At 62.3% G+C, this 18,226-nt stretch carries 15 protein-coding genes; 3 read left to right on the top strand and 12 right to left on the bottom strand.

Annotated features, from left to right (window positions below; genetic code table 11):
- Nucleotides 1-72 precede the first annotated feature (72 nt).
- On the top strand, nt 73-2,526 hold the full coding sequence (locus GLW01_RS03990; protein WP_160898208.1) for an acyl-CoA dehydrogenase: 2,454 nt from the start codon (nt 73-75) through the stop codon (nt 2,524-2,526).
- 79 nt (nt 2,527-2,605) lie between these two features.
- Here the strand turns inward: GLW01_RS03990 and GLW01_RS03985 are convergent, their stop codons facing one another.
- From GLW01_RS03985 to GLW01_RS03965, 5 genes are all read right to left on the bottom strand, one after another.
- Nucleotides 2,606-4,081 carry a DUF5666 domain-containing protein gene (locus GLW01_RS03985; RefSeq protein WP_160898207.1) on the bottom strand — a complete coding sequence of 492 codons (1,476 nt, stop codon included), beginning with the start codon at nt 4,079-4,081 and terminating at the stop codon, nt 2,606-2,608.
- Complete coding sequence (locus GLW01_RS03980; RefSeq protein ID WP_160898206.1) at nt 4,078-4,428, bottom strand: hypothetical protein; 351 nt, start codon at nt 4,426-4,428, stop codon at nt 4,078-4,080. The genes GLW01_RS03985 and GLW01_RS03980 overlap by 4 nt, the downstream gene beginning before the upstream one ends.
- Nucleotides 4,421-5,233 (bottom strand): DUF6502 family protein, encoded by an 813-nt coding sequence (locus tag GLW01_RS03975; protein ID WP_160898205.1) that lies wholly within the window; start codon nt 5,231-5,233, stop codon nt 4,421-4,423. The genes GLW01_RS03980 and GLW01_RS03975 overlap by 8 nt, the downstream gene beginning before the upstream one ends.
- A 119-nt stretch (nt 5,234-5,352) precedes the next feature.
- Nucleotides 5,353-5,790, bottom strand: a complete 438-nt coding sequence (locus GLW01_RS03970) for a hypothetical protein (RefSeq protein ID WP_160898204.1) — start codon at nt 5,788-5,790, stop codon at nt 5,353-5,355.
- A 420-nt stretch (nt 5,791-6,210) separates the two neighbouring features.
- On the bottom strand, nt 6,211-7,083 hold the full coding sequence (locus GLW01_RS03965) for a pirin family protein (protein ID WP_160898203.1): 873 nt from the start codon (nt 7,081-7,083) through the stop codon (nt 6,211-6,213).
- A gap of 117 nt (nt 7,084-7,200) precedes the next feature.
- On the opposite strand from GLW01_RS03965, the gene GLW01_RS03960 reads away from it, so the two are divergent.
- Nucleotides 7,201-8,625, top strand: coding sequence for a phospholipase D-like domain-containing protein (locus tag GLW01_RS03960; protein ID WP_160898202.1), 1,425 nt, complete (start codon nt 7,201-7,203; stop codon nt 8,623-8,625).
- On the opposite strand, the gene GLW01_RS03955 is transcribed toward GLW01_RS03960, so the two are convergent.
- A complete protein-coding gene (locus GLW01_RS03955) occupies nt 8,626-9,915 on the bottom strand; it encodes an HD-GYP domain-containing protein (protein ID WP_151440136.1) in 1,290 nt (429 codons plus the stop codon).
- A gap of 113 nt (nt 9,916-10,028) precedes the next feature.
- On the opposite strand from GLW01_RS03955, the gene GLW01_RS03950 reads away from it, so the two are divergent.
- On the top strand, nt 10,029-11,213 hold the full coding sequence (locus tag GLW01_RS03950; protein ID WP_160898201.1) for a lytic murein transglycosylase: 1,185 nt from the start codon (nt 10,029-10,031) through the stop codon (nt 11,211-11,213).
- Here the strand turns inward: GLW01_RS03950 and GLW01_RS03945 are convergent.
- The 6 genes from GLW01_RS03945 to atpG all read right to left on the bottom strand — a co-directional run bounded on the left by GLW01_RS03945 (nt 11,187) and on the right by atpG (nt 18,177).
- Nucleotides 11,187-12,089, bottom strand: a complete 903-nt coding sequence (locus tag GLW01_RS03945) for an acyltransferase (RefSeq protein ID WP_151440138.1) — start codon at nt 12,087-12,089, stop codon at nt 11,187-11,189. The genes GLW01_RS03950 and GLW01_RS03945 overlap by 27 nt on opposite strands.
- A gap of 12 nt (nt 12,090-12,101) precedes the next feature.
- Nucleotides 12,102-13,934 (bottom strand): glutamine--fructose-6-phosphate transaminase (isomerizing), encoded by a 1,833-nt coding sequence (glmS, locus tag GLW01_RS03940; protein ID WP_160898200.1) that lies wholly within the window; start codon nt 13,932-13,934, stop codon nt 12,102-12,104.
- Between the two features lie 2 nt (nt 13,935-13,936).
- Nucleotides 13,937-15,328 carry a bifunctional UDP-N-acetylglucosamine diphosphorylase/glucosamine-1-phosphate N-acetyltransferase GlmU gene (glmU, locus tag GLW01_RS03935; protein WP_160898199.1) on the bottom strand — a complete coding sequence of 464 codons (1,392 nt, stop codon included), beginning with the start codon at nt 15,326-15,328 and terminating at the stop codon, nt 13,937-13,939.
- Nucleotides 15,329-15,436: 108 nt separating this feature from the next.
- A complete protein-coding gene (locus GLW01_RS03930) occupies nt 15,437-15,859 on the bottom strand; it encodes a F0F1 ATP synthase subunit epsilon (protein WP_151440141.1) in 423 nt (140 codons plus the stop codon).
- Nucleotides 15,860-15,888: 29 nt separating this feature from the next.
- Complete coding sequence (atpD, locus tag GLW01_RS03925; protein ID WP_151440142.1) at nt 15,889-17,280, bottom strand: F0F1 ATP synthase subunit beta; 1,392 nt, start codon at nt 17,278-17,280, stop codon at nt 15,889-15,891.
- 36 nt (nt 17,281-17,316) lie between these two features.
- Complete coding sequence (atpG, locus tag GLW01_RS03920; protein ID WP_160898198.1) at nt 17,317-18,177, bottom strand: F0F1 ATP synthase subunit gamma; 861 nt, start codon at nt 18,175-18,177, stop codon at nt 17,317-17,319.
- Nucleotides 18,178-18,226: the final 49 nt, after the last annotated feature.

The raw sequence follows: 18,226 nt of genomic DNA, 5'->3' as shown, positions 1-18,226 counted from the left end.
TACAATCCGTTGCATTGCTGGTATCGTATACAGCCAGACAATCCAACTCCAAGGCCAACACAGGGAAACACTATGGATCTCCTCATTGTTGTTCTGCTCGCTCTCGCCGGCCTGCTGTTCGTGCTGCGGCGCGAATCCGGCGCAGCGGCGGCCATCGCCGTCATGGTCGTGGTCGGCATCATCGGCCTGTTCATGGGCACCGGCTGGTTCAGCCTGCTGCTGTTCATCGGCGCCGGCATCACCGCCTTTGCCGGACTCCCCGGCCTGCGCCGCCAGTGGCTTACCCCGAGAGCCTTCGCCATGTTCAAGAAGGTGGCGCCCAAGGTCTCTGAGACCGAGAAGCAAGCCCTGGACGCGGGCACCGTTGGCTGGGACGGTGAGCTCTTCACCGGCCGCCCGGACTGGCACCGTCTGCTGACCAATCGCAACACAGGTCTCTCCCAGAACGAGCAGGCGTTCGTGGACAACCAGTGCGCCGTGGCGGCCAGCATGTGCAATGCCTGGGACATCGGCTTCGAGCGCGCGGACCTGCCCAAGGAGGTCTGGGACTACCTGAAAAAGGAACGCTTCTTCGGCATGATCATCCCGAAGGAATACGGCGGCCTCGGCCTCTCCGCCCGCGCCCAGTCCGCGGTGCTGCAGAAGCTCTCCGTGAACGAGTCCCTGATGGTTTCTGTGGGCGTGCCCAACTCCCTGGGCCCCGGTGAGCTGCTGCTCAAGTACGGCACCGACGACCAGAAGAACTACTACCTGCCACGCCTGGCCGACGGCCGGGAGATTCCTTGCTTCGGCCTCACCGGCCCGCGCGCCGGGTCCGACGCCACCTCGCTGCCGGACACCGGCATCGTGTGCAAACAGGAGATCGACGGCAAGGAAGTGGTCGGCCTGCGCCTGAACTTCGAGAAGCGCTGGATCACCCTGGCGCCCATCGCCACCGTGGTCGGTCTGGCCTTCCGCATGTTCGACCCGGACAACCTGCTGGGCGAGCAGAAGGACCTGGGCATCACCTGCGCGCTGATCCCGCGTGACACCGAGGGCATGGAAATCGGCCGCCGGCACGCGCCCATCGGCACCCCCTTCATGAACGGGCCGATCAAGGGCAAGGATGTGTTCATTCCTCTGGACTACATCATCGGCGGCCCGGATATGGCCGGCCAGGGCTGGCGCATGCTGGTTGAGTGCCTCTCCGTGGGCCGCTGCATCACCCTGCCCTCCGGTGCCAGTGGCAGTGGCCGCTACGCCGTAGGCCTGGCCGGTGGCTTCACTCGCATCCGCCGCCAGTTCAACACCCCGGTGGCGGACATGGAAGGCGTGCAGGAACCGCTGGCGCGAATCGCCGGCAAGGCCTACATCGCCCAGTCCGCGGTGATGCAGACCGCCAACATGATCGACAACGGCGAAAAGCCCGCCGTCCCCTCGGCCATCCTCAAGAGCCAGCTGACCGAGTATCAGCGTGACATCCTCTCCGATGCCATGGACGTTCACGGCGGCAAGACTGTCACCCTGGGGCCACGCAACTACCTGGGGCTGTCCTTTGCCGGCTCGGCCGTCTCCATAACGGTGGAGGGTGCCAACATCATGACCCGCAGTCTGATGATCTTTGGTCAGGGTGCGATCCGCTGCCATCCCTATGTGCTGGATGAGCTGGCGGCCAAGGACAGTGACGACATTGATGCCTTCGACGATGCCTTCTTCAACCACGCAGGCCTCGTCTTCGGCAATGCCGCCCGCGCCTTCACCCAGGCCATTGGTCTCGGCCGTGGCGACGTACCCTTCGACAACGCGGCGGCACCCTATGCTCGTGCCGTGAACCGCTTCAGCGCCGCCTTCGGCCTGGCCTCGGATGCAGCCATGACCACACTGGGCTCGGACCTCAAGCTGCGCGAGCTGCTCTCGGCGCGGCTGGGTGATGTGCTCGCCAACCTCTACCTGACCTCCATGGTGCTCAAGAACTGGCACGAAGGGCAGGCTGTGGAAGGCGAACGCGAGCTCATGGCCTACAGCTGCGAGTACCTCCTGAACCGCGCCGAGAAAGCGCTGGACGAGCTGCTGGACAACCTGCCGAATCGGGCGGTTGCCGTGGCCCTGCGCTGGGTCACCATGCCGCTGGGCCGGCGCTGGAAGGCGCCCTCCGACAAGCGCACCCAGGCGATTGCCCGCGCGATCAGCACGGACTCCGCGCTGCGCGCCAAGCTCACCAGCAACACCTGGGACACGCTTGAACAGAAGGGCGAGGTCTTCAACCCACTGGCACACTACAACCAGCTTCTGGCGGACTACCCGCGCGCGGACAAGCTCTACAAGACCCTGGACAAGGCGCACGCCAAGGGCGAGCTGCCCGCCGAGGCGCTGCACCCCGAGCAGAAGTTCGAGGCAGGGCTGGAAGCCGGCCTGATCTCCCAGGACGACGCCGAGTTCATGCGCAAGTACGAGGCCGAAGTACTGGAGATGCTGAGCGTGGACGACTTCCCGTTCGACGGGCTCGCCCACAACAAGCGCAAGCTGGTGAAGCACAACGTGCTGTAACCACGTACCAGAGTGTTAAAAACCCCGGTCAGGTTCGCCCTGCCGGGGTTTTTTGTGGCTGGATGACGGCTTTCAGTGATCAGTCGTCGTCATCCTCCAGCTCCACCTCTTCAGCAATGTAGTCACCGCCGCTTTTCTGATACTCAACCTCCACGCGGTCTCCAATGGTGAGATTTTCAAAGCTGGTGTTATCAAACCCGGTGCTGACGTTTGTCTGTATGCTGAGTCCAAGGACAATCAGGCGATTCTCTCCGCTGCTGGGATCAAGATCCGTAATGACACCTTCCAGATTGAACCCCTCACCATCATCGTCATCCCGCTCGATCTTCACGGCTTCCAGATAGCCATCACTGCCCCGATCGATACCCTCAACCTCGTAAGAGAAGCCTTCGCTCAGGTCGTCGAAGCCAAGACGCCGCCCGTCATCATCGTCGTCATCCGAGATCACGGTGCTGGCCGTCACACGGACCTCGACGCCTCCCACCCTCAGGATTTCATTATCCCGATCCGGGGTTGCGGTGAGGGTGCCGTCCACCTCGGCGTTAGCCTCGCGCTGCTCCACTTCTTCGGCGACCCAGCGACCGTCATCGAACTCGGCTTCGACCTTCACCAGTCGGCCCGCCACCAGGTCGGTGGGCTGAAGCCCGTCATCGAACTCGGTGTCATCATCCACGTCGAACTCGATGCCGTTCACCGAGAAGGTCCGGTCATTCGACTCCCAGGGGACTGTGACGGGACCAACAATCTCAAGGTCGTCATCGTCGCCCCGGCTGTAACGGGCGCTGTCCTCGCGCTCAATCTCCGTTGCGACAAGCCGGTCACCCTGAAAACGGCCTTCGACCTCAACCCCAAGATCCTCAGCGAGGTCGGATTCCGTCAGATCGTCGAATTCCGTCGTACTGGTCCACTCGGTGATCAGCCCGTTGATGGCAAAGGTGCGAGCACCGGTATCAAGGCTGCCGGCATCGATACGCCCTTCAATCTCAACGTCATCGTCACTGCCACCACTATGGGTGCCCACGAACGAGGCCCGGAAACTGCCATCCGCAAGACGCCAGCCGCTGACGCGGACGAACTGATCCGCAAGATCCTCGATACTGGCGAACGAGATGTCCCTCAGCACGGTCTGGCCATCCACCTGTACCGTCTGGTCAAGGATCGTCAGTTCCGCGGTGCCGGCAGTGGCATCCACGACGGTGACGTTCTGGACGTTGCCACGCAGGGTGTCGTCGTACTCCAACCGCTCGGCGGTTCCCCGGCCGTTATTCCGCCATTCGCCTTCCACACGCAGGATCATGCCTTTCTCAAGGTCATCCTCGCGGTCGATGCCATCGTCACTTTCCACGCGGCCATTGAGACTGCTGGTATCAAAGCGCGTGCCATTCACGAAGACACTGCCAAAGCGTGCCACGGGCCCAACGCTGGCACCGGTACCACGGATACCCCCATCGGCCACATTACCGCCGCCACTGCCGCCGCCAAAACAACCTCCCACCCCCAGAACGCTGCCAAAGACGGCCGCGTATACGGCCAGACTCAGTCGATTGCGTTTCATGATGCTTCCCCCAGCTGTTCTCTCCCGACCACTGACCCGGCGCTCGGTGCCGCCGGCGCATAGGCCGCGCGTCGTAACAGCACGCGCGCGGCGGAATCCTGTTCAACCATGCCCATATGGGTCATTTCCTCCAGCACCGAGGTCGTGCAGGCCCGGCACCCCGCCTCCACCGCCAGGCTCACGAAGCTCTTTTCGCCATCACCAGCGAGGTACAGCAGGCCGGGGGCGCCGGTGACATCCCGGAACGGACCACTGCTGACCCAATGCCGAATCACTTTCTGGGCCCGCTCGGAGAGTAACTGAAGGGCCAGCGATGAGACCTGCCACTCAAGAGTCGACTCAGTCATCATTGGCCTCCGGAGACCCGCTCGGATCCTCAAACTGGAACACGCTGACGCCGGTCCGATGGAGCGGTTCATCCATACCTTCCCCACTGACATCCGCATCCGCCCTCGCCAGCCAGTCATCCAGTTCCTCGAGCAGCGCCTGGCAGCGCTCCGCGGAATAGGCCCGCCACTGGGGCAACCAGCGTTCCGGCACCCGGTTGTAGCTCAGGGTGCGCTGGAACAGCGGTGAGCCACCGGAAAGGTTGTGGTCCATGGTCCGCACCAGGTCCGAGACGCCCTCGCCGAAGATGGCCAATCGTTCGTGGTCGTCCCCAGCGATCAGGCTGCGGCGCAGCAGGTGGACGCCGTCGGACTCGGTCGCCACGCCGACACGCTCCAGCTCCTCCAACACCGCCCGGGGCGTCATGTCACCGCTGTAACGGCGTACCAGCTCCGCGAAGCCACCGTCGAAGGCCAGCACCGCCGGAGCACCATCCTGTTCCTGGAAGGCCGGATCGTGCACCCAGCCGCTGACCACGCGCAGCACGCGGTTGCCCGCGGCAGGAACGGTCCCGTTGACGGCCTCCGACTGTTCCCGGAGGCGCTTCACGTCCTTGCGGGTCAGCCCTGTCATCACCGCCGTGCGCGAATCACTCGGCTTGCGATCCCGGCCCTGGAAATCCTCGCGCGCCGCATCCACATAGGCCCTCTTCACCAGTTCCGCGAACTGCTGGTAGGCGATCCCATTGCGCAGCAGAAGCCGGGCCAGCGGCCTCAGGATCCGGTACAGCGCCTGGGTGAGTGGAGTGTTATTGCCTCTTTCCATAATTGGGATATTATTCCCAATATTTGAAAAGTCAACAATGAGACATAAAAAATCCCGGCGCTGGGCCGGGATCATGACAGGGTCGACAGATAGAGCTGCTCAAGGCAACAACACGGCAGTCAGAAGGGCTCAGCCTGGATAGACCCTGAGCCCTCGACATCATAGGCAACCAGCAAATCATAATTGCGGTAGTTACCGGTCTTCGCCTCATCCACGAGCCACAGGAGCCAGTCATCCTGCCCGTTGTCATTCAGGTCCGTTGCTGCGACAACCTCCAGGGCGAAGTGCCAGTTCTTAGAATCAAAGCCCACTCTATAACGGGAATGGTGGACGGCTTCTGACTCCAGGTCCGCCAGGGTGTACTGCTTATCCGTTACCCTGGGTCCCAGAGACGAGGGGAAGCACCTGAGATCCAGCCGATCCATGAGTTGCTTGCCGTAAGACTCGGGGCTGTACTGGATTCCGCCTGCTTCCTCAGACTGGTTCAGCGCTGCAACCGAAGCACATAGCAGGTAATCCCCGGCTACGGTCCGGTTATCAACACCTTCAGCCAGCACATCCGTATCGGATTGCGACAGATAGTCGCGGCACGTCTCAACCGTAGTGCCGGATGAGAAAGTGAGCGGAGGATGTTGCTTCTCCAGTGTTTGCTCGTAGTTCTGGAACGCCTTCTGGAGTTCAGCGTTAAAGATGCGCTCCGTTTCCGTAGCCTAACCAGCCAGACTGCATCCAGCAATGAACGCTAGTGCACAAGGGATACCGCGTCCTCAGCTTCCCGATATGCGCCGTTTTAACCGCTTGATCAATGCTCTTCGCCTCGGATTCGGGAAGCGGAACGTATCCCTTGGTTCTGCTCCCACCTTCAAGACGACTAAGGAACTCATAGTTGATGCGGTTGGGCATTCCTCACAACTCCCTGTGATTGGGCTTTCCATGAACAGTTGTAGATTGCCCCGGCGGTTTTGGACAGTCAAGCCTCAGGACAGTGCCACATCCTCCCGCTCAAACCGCCCTTCCTGGTAATCCCGGATCGCCTGCTCAATCTCATCCCGGGCGTTCATCACGAAAGGCCCGTGCTGGACCACGGACTCCTTCACCGGGTTTGCCGCAAGCAGAAGCAGGCCGGCGCCTTCATCCCCGGCACGCAGGCGGACCTCGTCTCCGCGTGACAGGAGACCGGCGTTGGTGGCGGCTACGGGTGAGAAGCCGTCATCGCCGGCCGATACTTCCCCGTCGTACACGTAGATCATGGCATTGTGGTCCGCTTCGATCGGCAGAGTCAGTTCCCGACCCGGCTCGATCACCAGGTCCATGTAGGTCGGCGCCGTGGCCACGCCGGAGACCGGGCCCACCAGGGTATTGCCTTCGAGCACCACCTCGCCGGCGATCACGCGTACCCGGCCACCGTCGAAGGGGTATTCCGGTACCCGATCCGCCTGGATGTCCTGGTAACGGGGGGCCTTCATCTTGTCCGCGGCGGGCAGGTTGATCCAGAGCTGGAAGCCGCGCATGTAGCCATCGTGCAGTTCCGGCATTTCCGAATGCACAATGCCGCCGGCGGCGGTCATCCACTGCACCCCGCCACGGCCAATGCGGCCACTGTTGCCCAGCGAGTCGCGGTGTTGCATGCTGCCGGCGAGCATGTAGGTGACGGTCTCAAAGCCCCGGTGCGGGTGGGGCGGGAAGCCGCCAATAGGGCCGCTTCTGTCGTCGGCCTGGAACTCATCCAGCATCAGGAAGGGATCCAGGCGTGCAAACGGGCCCTGGCCCAGGCTGCGCCTGAGCTGGACCCCATCACCGTCAGAGGCGCGCTCGCCGTGGATAAGGCGTTCAACAATGCGTTCGGTCATGTCTGACTCCCTGGGTTCATACCGGTTACTGATGAGGCCAGTATTTCCCAGTGCCGTCCGGCAGACAATCAAAGGATTCTGTTCAACTCGTTCAACAGGACTGGGGTATTCCCCGTGATGATGACAGGACTGGTCCTGCTGCTTCTGGCTGTACTGCTCGGGGTGGGCCTGTACCACCGCTATAAGCCATTGCCGGCGGCAGTCGCCATGGCCTCCACCTGGTTCGAACCGGGCGAAGCACGCTTCCTGGTCGACCACCGTTACGTGGACGCCCGGGGCCGTTCCCGCAGCCGCCGCGAGCTGGTTCCAGCCATGCTCAGGCTGATCCGGGATGCCCGGAAGCGGCTGGTGATGGACATGTTCCTGTTCAATCCGGATGGTGCAGATCCTGCCGAACACCTGCCGGTCACGGAAACGCTGACCCGGGCGCTGATCGAGCGCCAGCGCCAGTGCCCCGGATTGCGCGCCACCGTTCTGGTGGATCCGATCAACAGCTATTACGGCGCCCACTGGCCGGAGCACCTCCAGCGTCTGGAAGAGGCGGGTGTGGAAATACTGGAAACGCCCCTGGCGCGGCTGAGGGATTCCAACCCGGGCTGGTCGGTATTCTGGCGCCTGCTGGTTCAGCCCTGGTCCCGCTGGCCCCAGAACGGCTGGCTGCCCAACCCCATCGGCCCCTGGCCGGTGACCCTTCGCAGCTGGCTGACCCTGTTCAACTTCCGCGCCAACCACCGCAAGGTCATGGTGGCGGACACCCATGATGGCTGGTGCGGGCTGATCAGCTCCGGCAACCCACACGATGCCAGCAGCGCCCATTCCAACGTGGGGCTTCTGGTCCATGGTGACGCAGCCCTTGCCCTGCTTGACCAGGAGCAGACCCTGCTGACCTGGGCCCGGGGGTATCGCTGCGATTTCAGGGCACCGCCGGGCCCCGCAACGGCTCCGACAGCGGAGGGACCGGGACTGAGACTGCTCACCGAGTCCCGTATCCGGGAGGCCAGCGTGGCACTGATCAACAGGGCCAACCCGGGTGATGAACTGGATCTGGCGCTGTTCTACCTGAGCCACAGGCGCGTCATAAAGGCCCTGAAGCGGGCACAGGCCCGGGGCTGCCGGCTCAGGGTACTGCTTGACCCGAACAAGGACGCCTTCGGGCGCATCAAGGGCGGTCTTCCCAACCGGCAGGTAGCGCTGGAGCTGCACGCCCACGGAATCCCGGTGCGCTGGTACCGCACCCATGGTGAACAGTTCCACTGCAAGCTGGTGCGGCTGGAACGACGGGACGGGCGGGTGGAGCTGATCCTCGGCTCCGCCAACCTGACCCGGCGCAATCTGGATGACCTCAACCTTGAAGCCGGCTGTGAACTGGTGGGGAATGAGGAGCTGCCCGCCCTGCGGGCGGCCGGAGACTGGTTTGAGCGCTGCTGGAGCAACCCGCCGGGCTTCCAGTGCAGCGTCCCCTATGGCGTCTGGGCGGACGGCCGCCGGCGCCGTTACCTGCTTTATCGTATCACGGAGTTCACCGGCTGGAGCAGTTTCTGATCAGTCCGTATCGATACCACGGAGGGCGTTGACCAGCGTACTCACCTCCGCATCCGGCTGATCCTCTTCCAGAGTCAGCCCCGCATCGGTAAAGACCTTCAAATCAATCCCGTGGCTGCCCATGGGCAGCTCACGACTGATCTGGTAGGGCATACCCGGCCGGTACTCCTCTTTCTGGCGAAGGTCCACAACACGCTGGGGGCAGGGCTGGCCCTGGGGATCCCGCACCACCAGCACCCTGGGGCGCAGACGGTTAAGCGCATAGGTGGTGATGACAATGGCTGACTCACCGCTGTTAAGCTGGACAATGGAGCCCGGCGGGTAGACGCCAATGCACTGTATGAAATCAAGAGCCAGCGCTTCATCGAACTGGTCACCGCGCTGGTCATAGATGATTTCCAGCGCTTCCTTGGACGAACGCGCGGATTCGAATACACGGTGGCTGGTCATGGCATCGTAGCTGTCCACAATGGACACAATCTTGGCAAAGAAGGGAATCTGGTGAGCCAGAAGGCCCTGGGGATAGCCCGTACCGTTCATGCGCTCATGGTGCGCATAAGCGACATCCACGGTAACCGGATCCACCCCCTTCATGCCGGTCAGAAGGCGCCGGCCATGCTCCACATGCTGACGCATGACCACCTTTTCCGCTTCCGTCAACGCTTCTGTCTTGTGGAGGATCTCCGCGGGTGTGTGCATCTTACCCACGTCATGCAGCAGACCACTGAGCGCCAGCTTTTCGATCTCGCCCCCGAGCAGCCCCAGGTGGCGCCCGAAAATGGCCGACAGGATGCAGACGTTGATGCCATGCTCAGCGGTGTAGTCATCCTTGCTGCGAACCTGGAGCAGCATCTGCAGTGCTTCATGGTTACGCATCACGCTGTCCACGCAGGATTTGACCACGGTCCGGGCCTGCCGGGCGTCAATCGTCCTGCCAAGGCGGGCGTTTCCCATGATGTCTTCAGCCAGCGCCCTGGTCTGCTCGAAGGCCTCCCGGGCGTTCGGCAACTCCGTTTCAATGTCCACGGTACTCAACCGGGGCTCCTGCCGACGGCGTTTACCGCCACCAAAACCGAAGCGCCAGGGCCGGGCTTCCGGAACCTCCTGCCCCTCCACATAGACGTACCGGCACTGTTCCTGCAGCGCCTGAATATCCGCCGTATGGCGGATAACGAAACCCTGAACGGGGAAACTGGTTTCCAGCCAGGAACGATCCAGGCGCGTTACCGTCATGCCGAGCTTCAATTCGCTGACAGAAACCCGTATTTCAACCGGCTCGATCTTTTCCATGGCAGAACACATGTGAGCTTGGATTGTAATGCATGGTAGCAACCGAGAGCCCTCGACACACCGATGGTTTCGTGCAGAATGCGTAAACGAACCTGCATAAAAGGACGCTCCGAATGCGTACTTACCTCTTCATGGCACTTCTGGCGGCTACCAGTACTGTACAGGCCATGGCATCTGATGACTTTGATCGCTGTGTGGACGGCCTGCGCGACCATGCGCTGGACCAGGGCATTTCCGAATCCGTCACCAGCCGGGTACTGGCCGGTATCGAGCCGCTCGAACGGGTGATTGAGCTGGACCGCAGCCAGCCGGAGTTCACCCGCTCGTTCCGGGACTATCTTGAAAAACGTGTAACGGAACAGCGCATCGAAAAGGGCCGGATGCTCTACCAGGAACACTCGCAGCTGCTTGAACGGATAACCCGGGAAACCGGGGTTCCCGGCCGCTATCTGATCGCCTTCTGGGGCCTGGAAACCAATTTCGGGAGCTATACCGGCAGGATGCCGATCCCACGCGCACTGGCCACCCTCGCCTGTGACCAGCGCCGGAGTGACTATTTCACCGGTGAACTGGTATCCGCCCTGCGCCTCATCGAGCGCGGCGACGTGGAGGCCGAGGCCATGGAAGGCTCCTGGGCCGGCGCCATGGGGCAGATGCAGTTCATGCCTTCCGTCTACCTGAAGCATGCGGTGGACGCGGACGGCTCCGGCCGCGTGGATCTGTGGAACAGCGTACCGGACGCGCTGACCTCCGCGGGCCACCTCCTGGAAAGCCTGGGCTGGAACGAGGCCGAACGCTGGGGCCGGGAGGTCCAGCTCCCCGAAGGCTTTGACTACAGCCTGGCAGCAGGGCTCAAGCGCAAACGCCCACTCTCCGAGTGGCGGGAGCTCGGTATCCGCAATGCCTGGGGCGGGGAACTGCCACAGGCGGACATGCAGGCAGCACTGCTGCTGCCATCCGGCCACGAAGGTCCCGCCTTTCTGCTTTACGATAACTTCCGGGTGATCATGGGCTGGAACCAGTCCGAATTCTACGCCCTGGCAGTGGGCCACCTGGCGGACCGGATCGTAGGTGCCGGCCCGTTCCAGACCCGGCCACCGGATCACGAGCCCCTGAGTCGAGACACCATCGAAGCGCTTCAGGCGGCACTGAAGGAAGCTGGCCATGACCCGGGTCCGGTTGACGGCATCCTGGGCTCCGGCACCCGCTCGGCACTGCGGGACTTCCAGAAGAAAAATGACCTCAGGGCCGATGGGTTCCCGGACCCGGACTCACTCAGTGCGCTCGGCATCGACTGAAGTGTGGATGAAACCAATGCGCTCATCCTTCTGCTGCCACAGGTCAGTAATCCACTGCTGGAATCGGCTGCGGAAGGCCGGGTCGTTGCGGTAGTCGCCACGGACCCACTGCTGGTCCAGCGGGTACTGGCGGATGTCCACGATCACCCGCGGAATCCGGTTGGCAAGAAGATCCCAGAAGCCGGGAACACCATCTGGATAGACAATGGAAATGTCCAGAATGGTGTCGATCTGGTCACCGATTGAGGCGAGTACGAAAGAAATACCGCCGGCCTTGGGCTGCAGTAGATGCCGGAAACCCGGTTGCTGCGCCTCATGCTTGGCGGGTGTATAGCGCGTTCCCTCCGGGAAGTTCACCACGGTAATGGGCATCCCCCGGCACTTCTCACAGGCCTTCCGGGTGATTTCCAGGTCCAGTCCGCGCTTTTCCGGGTGCTTCTTCAGGTACTCACTGGAATAGCGGCGCATCAGCGGGTAATCCAGGGCCCAGAAGGCCAGCCCAAGGAGGGGCACCCAGATCAGCTCGCGTTTGAGGAAGAACTTGTAGTACGGCACCCGCCCGTTGAGCACTTCCACCAGAGCGGCAATGTCCACCCAGGACTGGTGATTGCACAGGACGAGGTAGGAGGTATCAAGCCGGGGGTTGAAATCGCCTCGCAGCTCCCACCGGGTATCGAGCATACGGTTCAGCACCGCGACGTTGGCGTCCACCCACTTCTCGGCGATCCACATCACGCCCCGGGCACAGCGCTGCTGGAAAGGCTGGTGGGGAACGACCAGCTTGGCAAGCGCGATCGCCATCATGGGGCCGATGCCGATCAGTGTATTGATCAGCACTACCAACAGCCCCAGTACTGCGCGGATTGACCCCACCATGGCCGCTTTCCGTTATTCCACCGTGACACTCTTGGCCAGGTTGCGCGGCTGGTCGACGTCCGTGCCCTTGAGCACCGCGACATGGTAGGACAGCAGCTGCAACGGCACGGTGCACAAAAGTGGCGCCAGAATGGGGTCCGTGTGGGGAATGGTCATGACGTGGGTACCTTCGCCATCGCCCATCGCGGTTTCACTGTCGGCGAACACGAAGAGTTCACCACCCCGGGCCCGTACCTCCTGGAGGTTGGACTTGAGCTTCTCGAGCAGGTCATTGGAAGGCGCCACGGTAACCACCGGCATTTCGCTGTCCACCAGTGCCAGGGGGCCATGCTTGAGCTCACCGGCCGGGTAGGCCTCCGCGTGGATGTAGGAGATCTCCTTGAGCTTGAGCGCACCTTCCATCGCGACCGGGTAGAGCGAACCACGCCCCAGGAAGAGACTGTGGTGCTTATCCACAAACCACTGGGAAAGCTGTTTGATGGACTCGTCCAGGTCCATTATCGCGCGCATCTGGTCCGGTATGGCGCGCAGGGCCTGGACCAGTTCCGCCTCTCGGGCCTCGGAAAGCCCATTATGCCGGGCCAGCGCCAGAGTGAACATCAACAGCGCCGTGAGCTGGGTGGTGAACGCCTTGGTGGAGGCCACACCAATCTCCGGACCGGCGTGGGTCATGATCACCATGTCCGATTCCCGCACCAGGGAACTGCCCGGCACATTGCAGATGGCCAGCGCGGCCCGGAAACCCGCATCCCTGGCCTGGCGCAGGGCCGCAAGGGTGTCGGCGGTCTCGCCGGACTGGGAGATGGTCAGGAATAGGGTCCCGTCCTGAATGACATGGCTGCGGTAACGGAATTCAGAGGCGACCTCCACGCTGCAGGGAATACCCGCCAGCTCTTCGATCCAGTAACGCGCTACCATCCCGGCATGGAAGCTGGTGCCACAGGCCACGATCTGGACATGACGCACTTCCCCCAGCAGACGCGAGGCCTCGGTACCCAGGGCCTGCTCAAGCACCCTGCTATCAGTCACCCGTCCCTGCAGGGTGGCCTCGATCACGTCCGGCTGCTCGTGGATTTCCTTGAGCATGAAATGCCGGTAGTTCCCCTTCTCCGCGGCGTCCGCGCTGTGCTCGAAACGGTTGATGGGCCGCTCGACGCGCTGGCCGCTGGCGTCAGTGATGGTCACCGATTCGGCCCGGACCAGAGCCGTGTCGCCTTCGGCCAGATAGATGAAACGGTCCGTGACCGGCAGCAGGGCCAGTTGGTCTGAAGCGACAAAATGCTCGCCGATCCCCACCCCGATCACCAGAGGGCTGCCCTGGCGGGCTACCAACAAAGTCTCGGGTTCATCCGCGTGCAGAACGGCCAGCGCATAGGCCCCCTCAACCTGGCTCACAGCATTGTGGAAACCGGTGACCAGATCCCCCGCGCGGGCGTATTCACGCGCGATCAGGTGCGCCAGCACCTCGGTATCAGTTTCAGACGTGAAAGTGTAGCCATCGTTGCGAAGCTGGTCGCGAAGCGGCTCGAAATTCTCAATGATGCCATTGTGCACCACGGCCAGACGTTCGCCGGACATGTGCGGATGGGCATTGGCCGCGGAAGGCTTACCATGGGTGGCCCAGCGGGTATGGGCAATACCCAGGTGCCCACTGGGCGGGTTGCTGCCAACCGCCTCTTCCAGGGCGGCGACCTTGCCCACCTCCCGCTGGCGCTGGATGCCGCTGCCCGGATCCAGAACGGCCAGGCCGGCCGAATCATAGCCACGGTACTCCAGGCGCCTCAGGCCCTCGATCAGAATGCCCTGGACGTCACGGCGCGCAGCCGCTCCCACGATTCCACACATGCCTAGCTGCCCCCCTGTTCGCTGTCCCGTCCGTCTTCCACCGGAACCCAGTCCGGGATGTTGCGCTGGCGACCGCGGGCCACCGCCAGTTCGCGATCAGCGACGTCCCGCGTAATGGTGGAGCCAGCGCCCACGAGGCTTCGCTCACCCAGGGTCACCGGGGCCACCAGTGAAGTATTGGAGCCAATGAAGGCTCCGTCACGGATCGTCGTATGGTGCTTGCTGGTGCCATCATAATTGCAGGTTATCGTACCCGCGCCAACATTCACGCCCGCGCCCATGGTGGTATCGCCCACATAGCTGAGATGGTTCACCTTGGCACCCTCGCCAATGCTGCTTTTCTTGATCTCCACAAAATTGCCCACCCGGGCGTCCCGGCCCACCAGCGCATCGGGTCGCAGGCGGGCAAAGGGCCCGATCACAGCGCCCTGATCCACTCGTGCGCCCTCTATGACGGAATGGGCATCGACCCGGACATCCGAATCGAGACGGCAGTTACGCAACACCACGCCCGGGCCGATCTGGACCCGGTCACCAAGCACCACGGCGCCTTCAAATACCGTGTTCACATCGATGACCACGTCCTGGCCGGTTTCGAGATGGCCTCGGACATCCACACGGGACGGGTCCGCCAGGGTGGCACCGCCAGCCATCAGCAACAGGGCCTGCTGACGCTGGAACCAGCGCTCCAGTTCGGCTAACTGGGCGCGGTTGTTCACCCCCTGCACTTCCTCCGGTTCATCCGGCTGGGAAACTTCGATGCCCAGCCCCTCCTGGCGACCAAGGGCAATGATGTCGGTCAGGTAGTACTCACCCTGGGCATTATTCGAGGACAGCGCGGGCAGCCACTGCTTCAGCCGTTCCGCCGGAGCCCCCAGAAGACCTGTATTCACTTCGGTGATCACCAGCTGCTCCGGGGTGGCGTCCTTCTGCTCCACGATACCGGTAACGGTTCCCCTGCTGTCACGGAGGATACGGCCATAGCCTGCCGGATCCGGCAGATTGACGGTGAGCAGACCCAGCGAATCCCGGCTGATGACACCGGCGAGGCGTGACAGCGTATCGGCGGAAGTGAGCGGCACATCACCGTAAAGCACCAGCACCCGTGCGGTTTCAGGAATCCCCGGGAGGGCCTGAGCAACCGCGTGCCCGGTTCCCAGCTGCTCTTTCTGGATGACCCAATGGATATCGTTGCCGGGCGTTTGCTCCCGAACCTGGTCCGCGCCATGGCCGACCACCACATGCAGCCCGTCGGGGCCCAGGCTGCGCCCAGCCTCCAGCACATGATGCAGAAGCGGCTGCCCAGCCAACGAGTGGAGCACCTTGGGAAGGGAGGATTTCATCCGGGATCCCTGGCCGGCGGCCAGGACGACGATGTGCAGGGGTGTCGTCATCCGTTCGTACTCCTTGAATCAGAAAAACCGCATTGGATCATGCCCCAGCAGGGGCATGATCGGCAATGCGGTTTCCAGTAACAACCCGATGTCCGGATCAGCCGGTATTCAGCGCTTCTTACGGCGCAGCTTCTCCAGCGTCCGGAGCTGGGCAGCAGCCTCGGCCAGACGCGCGGCAGCACGGGAATAGTCCACTTCGCTGCTGCGGTTGGCCAGCTCACGTTCGGCTTCCTGACGAGCCCGTTCCGCAGCGGCCTCATCCATATCATGAGCGCGCTCGGCGGTATCCGCCAGGATCGAAATCTTCTTGGGCTGAACCTCGAGATACCCGCCGGAGACGAAGAAGACTTCCTCCTTGCCATCTGCCATCCGGATATTCACGGGCCCGGGAGCCAGGCCGGTCAGCATGGGCGTATGGCCTGCCATAACGCCCAGCTCGCCGTTACTTGCGGTCGCGGTCAGCATCTCCACCTCACCGGAGAAGATGCTTTCCTGCGCGCTCACAATGTCACACTGTACGGTGTTAGCCATTGGTTACGCCTCTCTCAGTCGGAAATGGTTTACGCAGCTTTGTTTTCCATTTCCTTCGCTTTTTCGACCGCCTCGTCGATGCTGCCGACCATGTAGAAGGCCTGCTCAGGCATTGAGTCGTACTCACCGTCCAGAATGCCCTTGAAGCTGCGGATGGTCTCCTTCAGCGACACGTACTTACCGGGCGAACCGGTGAAGACCTCGGCCACGAAGAACGGCTGCGACAGGAAGCGCTCGATCTTACGCGCCCGGTCAACGGTCTGCTTGTCTTCCTCGGAGAGCTCATCCATGCCCAGAATGGCGATGATGTCCTTCAGCTCCTTGTAGCGCTGCAGCACACCCTGGACGCCACGGGCAACCTCGTAGTGCTCCTGGCCAATAACCAGCGGATCGAGCTGGCGACTGGTGGAGTCCAGCGGATCGATCGCCGGATAGATGCCCTTGGCCGCGATGTCACGAGCCAGTACCACGGTCGCGTCAAGGTGCGCGAAGGTGGTCGCCGGTGACGGGTCGGTCAGGTCGTCGGCCGGTACGTAGACCGCCTGGACCGAGGTGATGGAGCCAGTCTTGGTGGAGGTGATCCGCTCCTGGAGCTTGCCCATCTCCTCGGCCAGTGTCGGCTGGTAGCCCACCGCGGAGGGCATACGACCCAGAAGTGCGGACACTTCCTGACCCGCCAGCGTGTAGCGGTAGATGTTGTCGATGAACAGCAGGACGTCACGGCCTTCATCGCGGAACTTCTCGGCCAGGGTCATGCCGGTCAGGGCGACACGCAGGCGGTTCCCCGGCGGCTCGTTCATCTGACCGTACACCATCGAGACCTTGTCCAGGACGTTCGAGCCCTTCATCTCGTAATAGAAGTCGTTACCCTCACGGGTCCGCTCACCCACACCGGCGAATACTGAGAGACCGGAGTGCTCCTTCGCGATGTTGTTGATGAGCTCCATCATGTTCACGGTCTTGCCCACGCCGGCGCCGCCGAAGAGGCCAACCTTGCCGCCCTTGGCGAAGGGGCAGATCAGGTCGATGACCTTAATGCCGGTTTCCAGCAGCTCTTCCGAGGCCGACTGGTCGGCATAGCCGGGCGCCTTGCGGTGGATGGTCCAGCGCTCTTTCTCACCGATCTCACCCACTTCGTCCGTGGGCTCGCCCAGCACGTTCATGATGCGGCCGAGGGTTTCCTCGCCCACCGGTACCTTGATGCCTTCGCCGGTCCCGGTCACGCTCATGCCGCGCTTCAGGCCTTCGGTGGTGCCCATGGCGATGGTCCGGACCACGCCGTCACCAAGCTGCTGCTGGACTTCCAGAATGGTGCCCACGTCATCGAGCCGCACGGCATCATAGATGTTGGGTACGGAATCGCGCGGGAATTCCACGTCGATAACCGCCCCGATGATCTGAACGATACGTCCACTACTCATGCTTGCTTCCTCACTAACTCAGTATTCGGTATCGCCTTAAACGGCCGCTGCACCACTGACAATTTCGGAAATTTCCTGCGTGATGTTGGCCTGACGGGCCTTGTTGTACTCGGTCTTGAGATCGTCGATGATCTCGCCGGCGTTGTCGGTCGCGCTCTTCATGGCGATCATCCGAGCGGCCTGCTCACAGGCGATGTTCTCGACCACACCCTGGTACACCTGGGATTCCACGTAACGGGTCAGAAGCCCGTCAAGCAGGGTCCGCGGATCCGGCTCGTAGAGATAGTCCCAGCGATACTTGCCTTCCGGTTCCGCTTCCGCCTGAAGCGGCAGAAGCTGCTCGATGGTCGGCGTCTGGGTCATGGTGTTCACAAACTGGTTGTACACCACGTAGAGCCGGTCAATGCTGCCGTCGCGGTAGGCGTCGAGCATCACCTTGACGCTGCCGATGACCTGTTCCGCGCTGGGCCGGTCCCCGAGCTGGGTTTCCGATGCCACGATATTGCCACCCACCACGTTCAGGAAAACGCTGGCTTTCTGACCGAGCGTGCAGAAATCCGACGGCACGCCTTTGTCGTTCCAGAAGCGGCTGTCCTGAAGCATGGTCTTGAACAGATTGTTGTTCAGACCACCACAGAGACCACGATCCGTGGAGACGACGATGTAGCCCACACGGTTCGCTTCCCGAGCTTCCATGAACGGGTGCCGGTAGTCGGAGTCGGCTTCCGCCAGATAACCGATCACATCCCGGATCTTGCTCGCGTAGGGGCGGGTCAGTTCCATGCGCTCCTGGGCTTTACGCATCTTGCTCGCCGCCACCATTTCCATGGCGTTGGTGATCTTCTGCGTATTCTGGATGCTGGAGATCTGAGTGCGTATTTCTTTTCCGCTGGCCATAGTTCAGTGCCTTTTCCGGTTGATCGCTCCGCCACAGTCACGGGGCCCG

The sequence above is a fragment of the Vreelandella halophila genome (assembly GCF_009856365.1).
GTDB lineage: Bacteria > Pseudomonadota > Gammaproteobacteria > Pseudomonadales > Oleiphilaceae > Halospina > Halospina utahensis_B.
Note: the sequence above shows the minus strand (reverse complement) of the source record. Positions and strands in the feature narration are given on the sequence as shown.

What these genes read in the sequence shown, in the direction of transcription:
- GLW01_RS03990 (WP_160898208.1), top strand. Translation starts at nt 73, where the DNA reads ATGGATCTCCTCATTGTTGTTCTGCTCGCTCTCGCCGGCCTGCTGTTC.
- GLW01_RS03985 (WP_160898207.1), bottom strand. Translation starts at nt 4,081, where the DNA reads ATGAAACGCAATCGACTGAGTCTGGCCGTATACGCGGCCGTCTTTGGC.
- GLW01_RS03980 (WP_160898206.1), bottom strand. Translation starts at nt 4,428, where the DNA reads ATGACTGAGTCGACTCTTGAGTGGCAGGTCTCATCGCTGGCCCTTCAG.
- GLW01_RS03975 (WP_160898205.1), bottom strand. Translation starts at nt 5,233, where the DNA reads ATGGAAAGAGGCAATAACACTCCACTCACCCAGGCGCTGTACCGGATC.
- GLW01_RS03965 (WP_160898203.1), bottom strand. Translation starts at nt 7,083, where the DNA reads ATGACCGAACGCATTGTTGAACGCCTTATCCACGGCGAGCGCGCCTCT.
- GLW01_RS03960 (WP_160898202.1), top strand. Translation starts at nt 7,201, where the DNA reads ATGATGACAGGACTGGTCCTGCTGCTTCTGGCTGTACTGCTCGGGGTG.
- GLW01_RS03955 (WP_151440136.1), bottom strand. Translation starts at nt 9,915, where the DNA reads ATGGAAAAGATCGAGCCGGTTGAAATACGGGTTTCTGTCAGCGAATTG.
- GLW01_RS03950 (WP_160898201.1), top strand. Translation starts at nt 10,029, where the DNA reads ATGCGTACTTACCTCTTCATGGCACTTCTGGCGGCTACCAGTACTGTA.
- GLW01_RS03945 (WP_151440138.1), bottom strand. Translation starts at nt 12,089, where the DNA reads ATGGTGGGGTCAATCCGCGCAGTACTGGGGCTGTTGGTAGTGCTGATC.
- glmS (WP_160898200.1), bottom strand. Translation starts at nt 13,934, where the DNA reads ATGTGTGGAATCGTGGGAGCGGCTGCGCGCCGTGACGTCCAGGGCATT.
- glmU (WP_160898199.1), bottom strand. Translation starts at nt 15,328, where the DNA reads ATGACGACACCCCTGCACATCGTCGTCCTGGCCGCCGGCCAGGGATCC.
- GLW01_RS03930 (WP_151440141.1), bottom strand. Translation starts at nt 15,859, where the DNA reads ATGGCTAACACCGTACAGTGTGACATTGTGAGCGCGCAGGAAAGCATC.
- atpD (WP_151440142.1), bottom strand. Translation starts at nt 17,280, where the DNA reads ATGAGTAGTGGACGTATCGTTCAGATCATCGGGGCGGTTATCGACGTG.
- atpG (WP_160898198.1), bottom strand. Translation starts at nt 18,177, where the DNA reads ATGGCCAGCGGAAAAGAAATACGCACTCAGATCTCCAGCATCCAGAAT.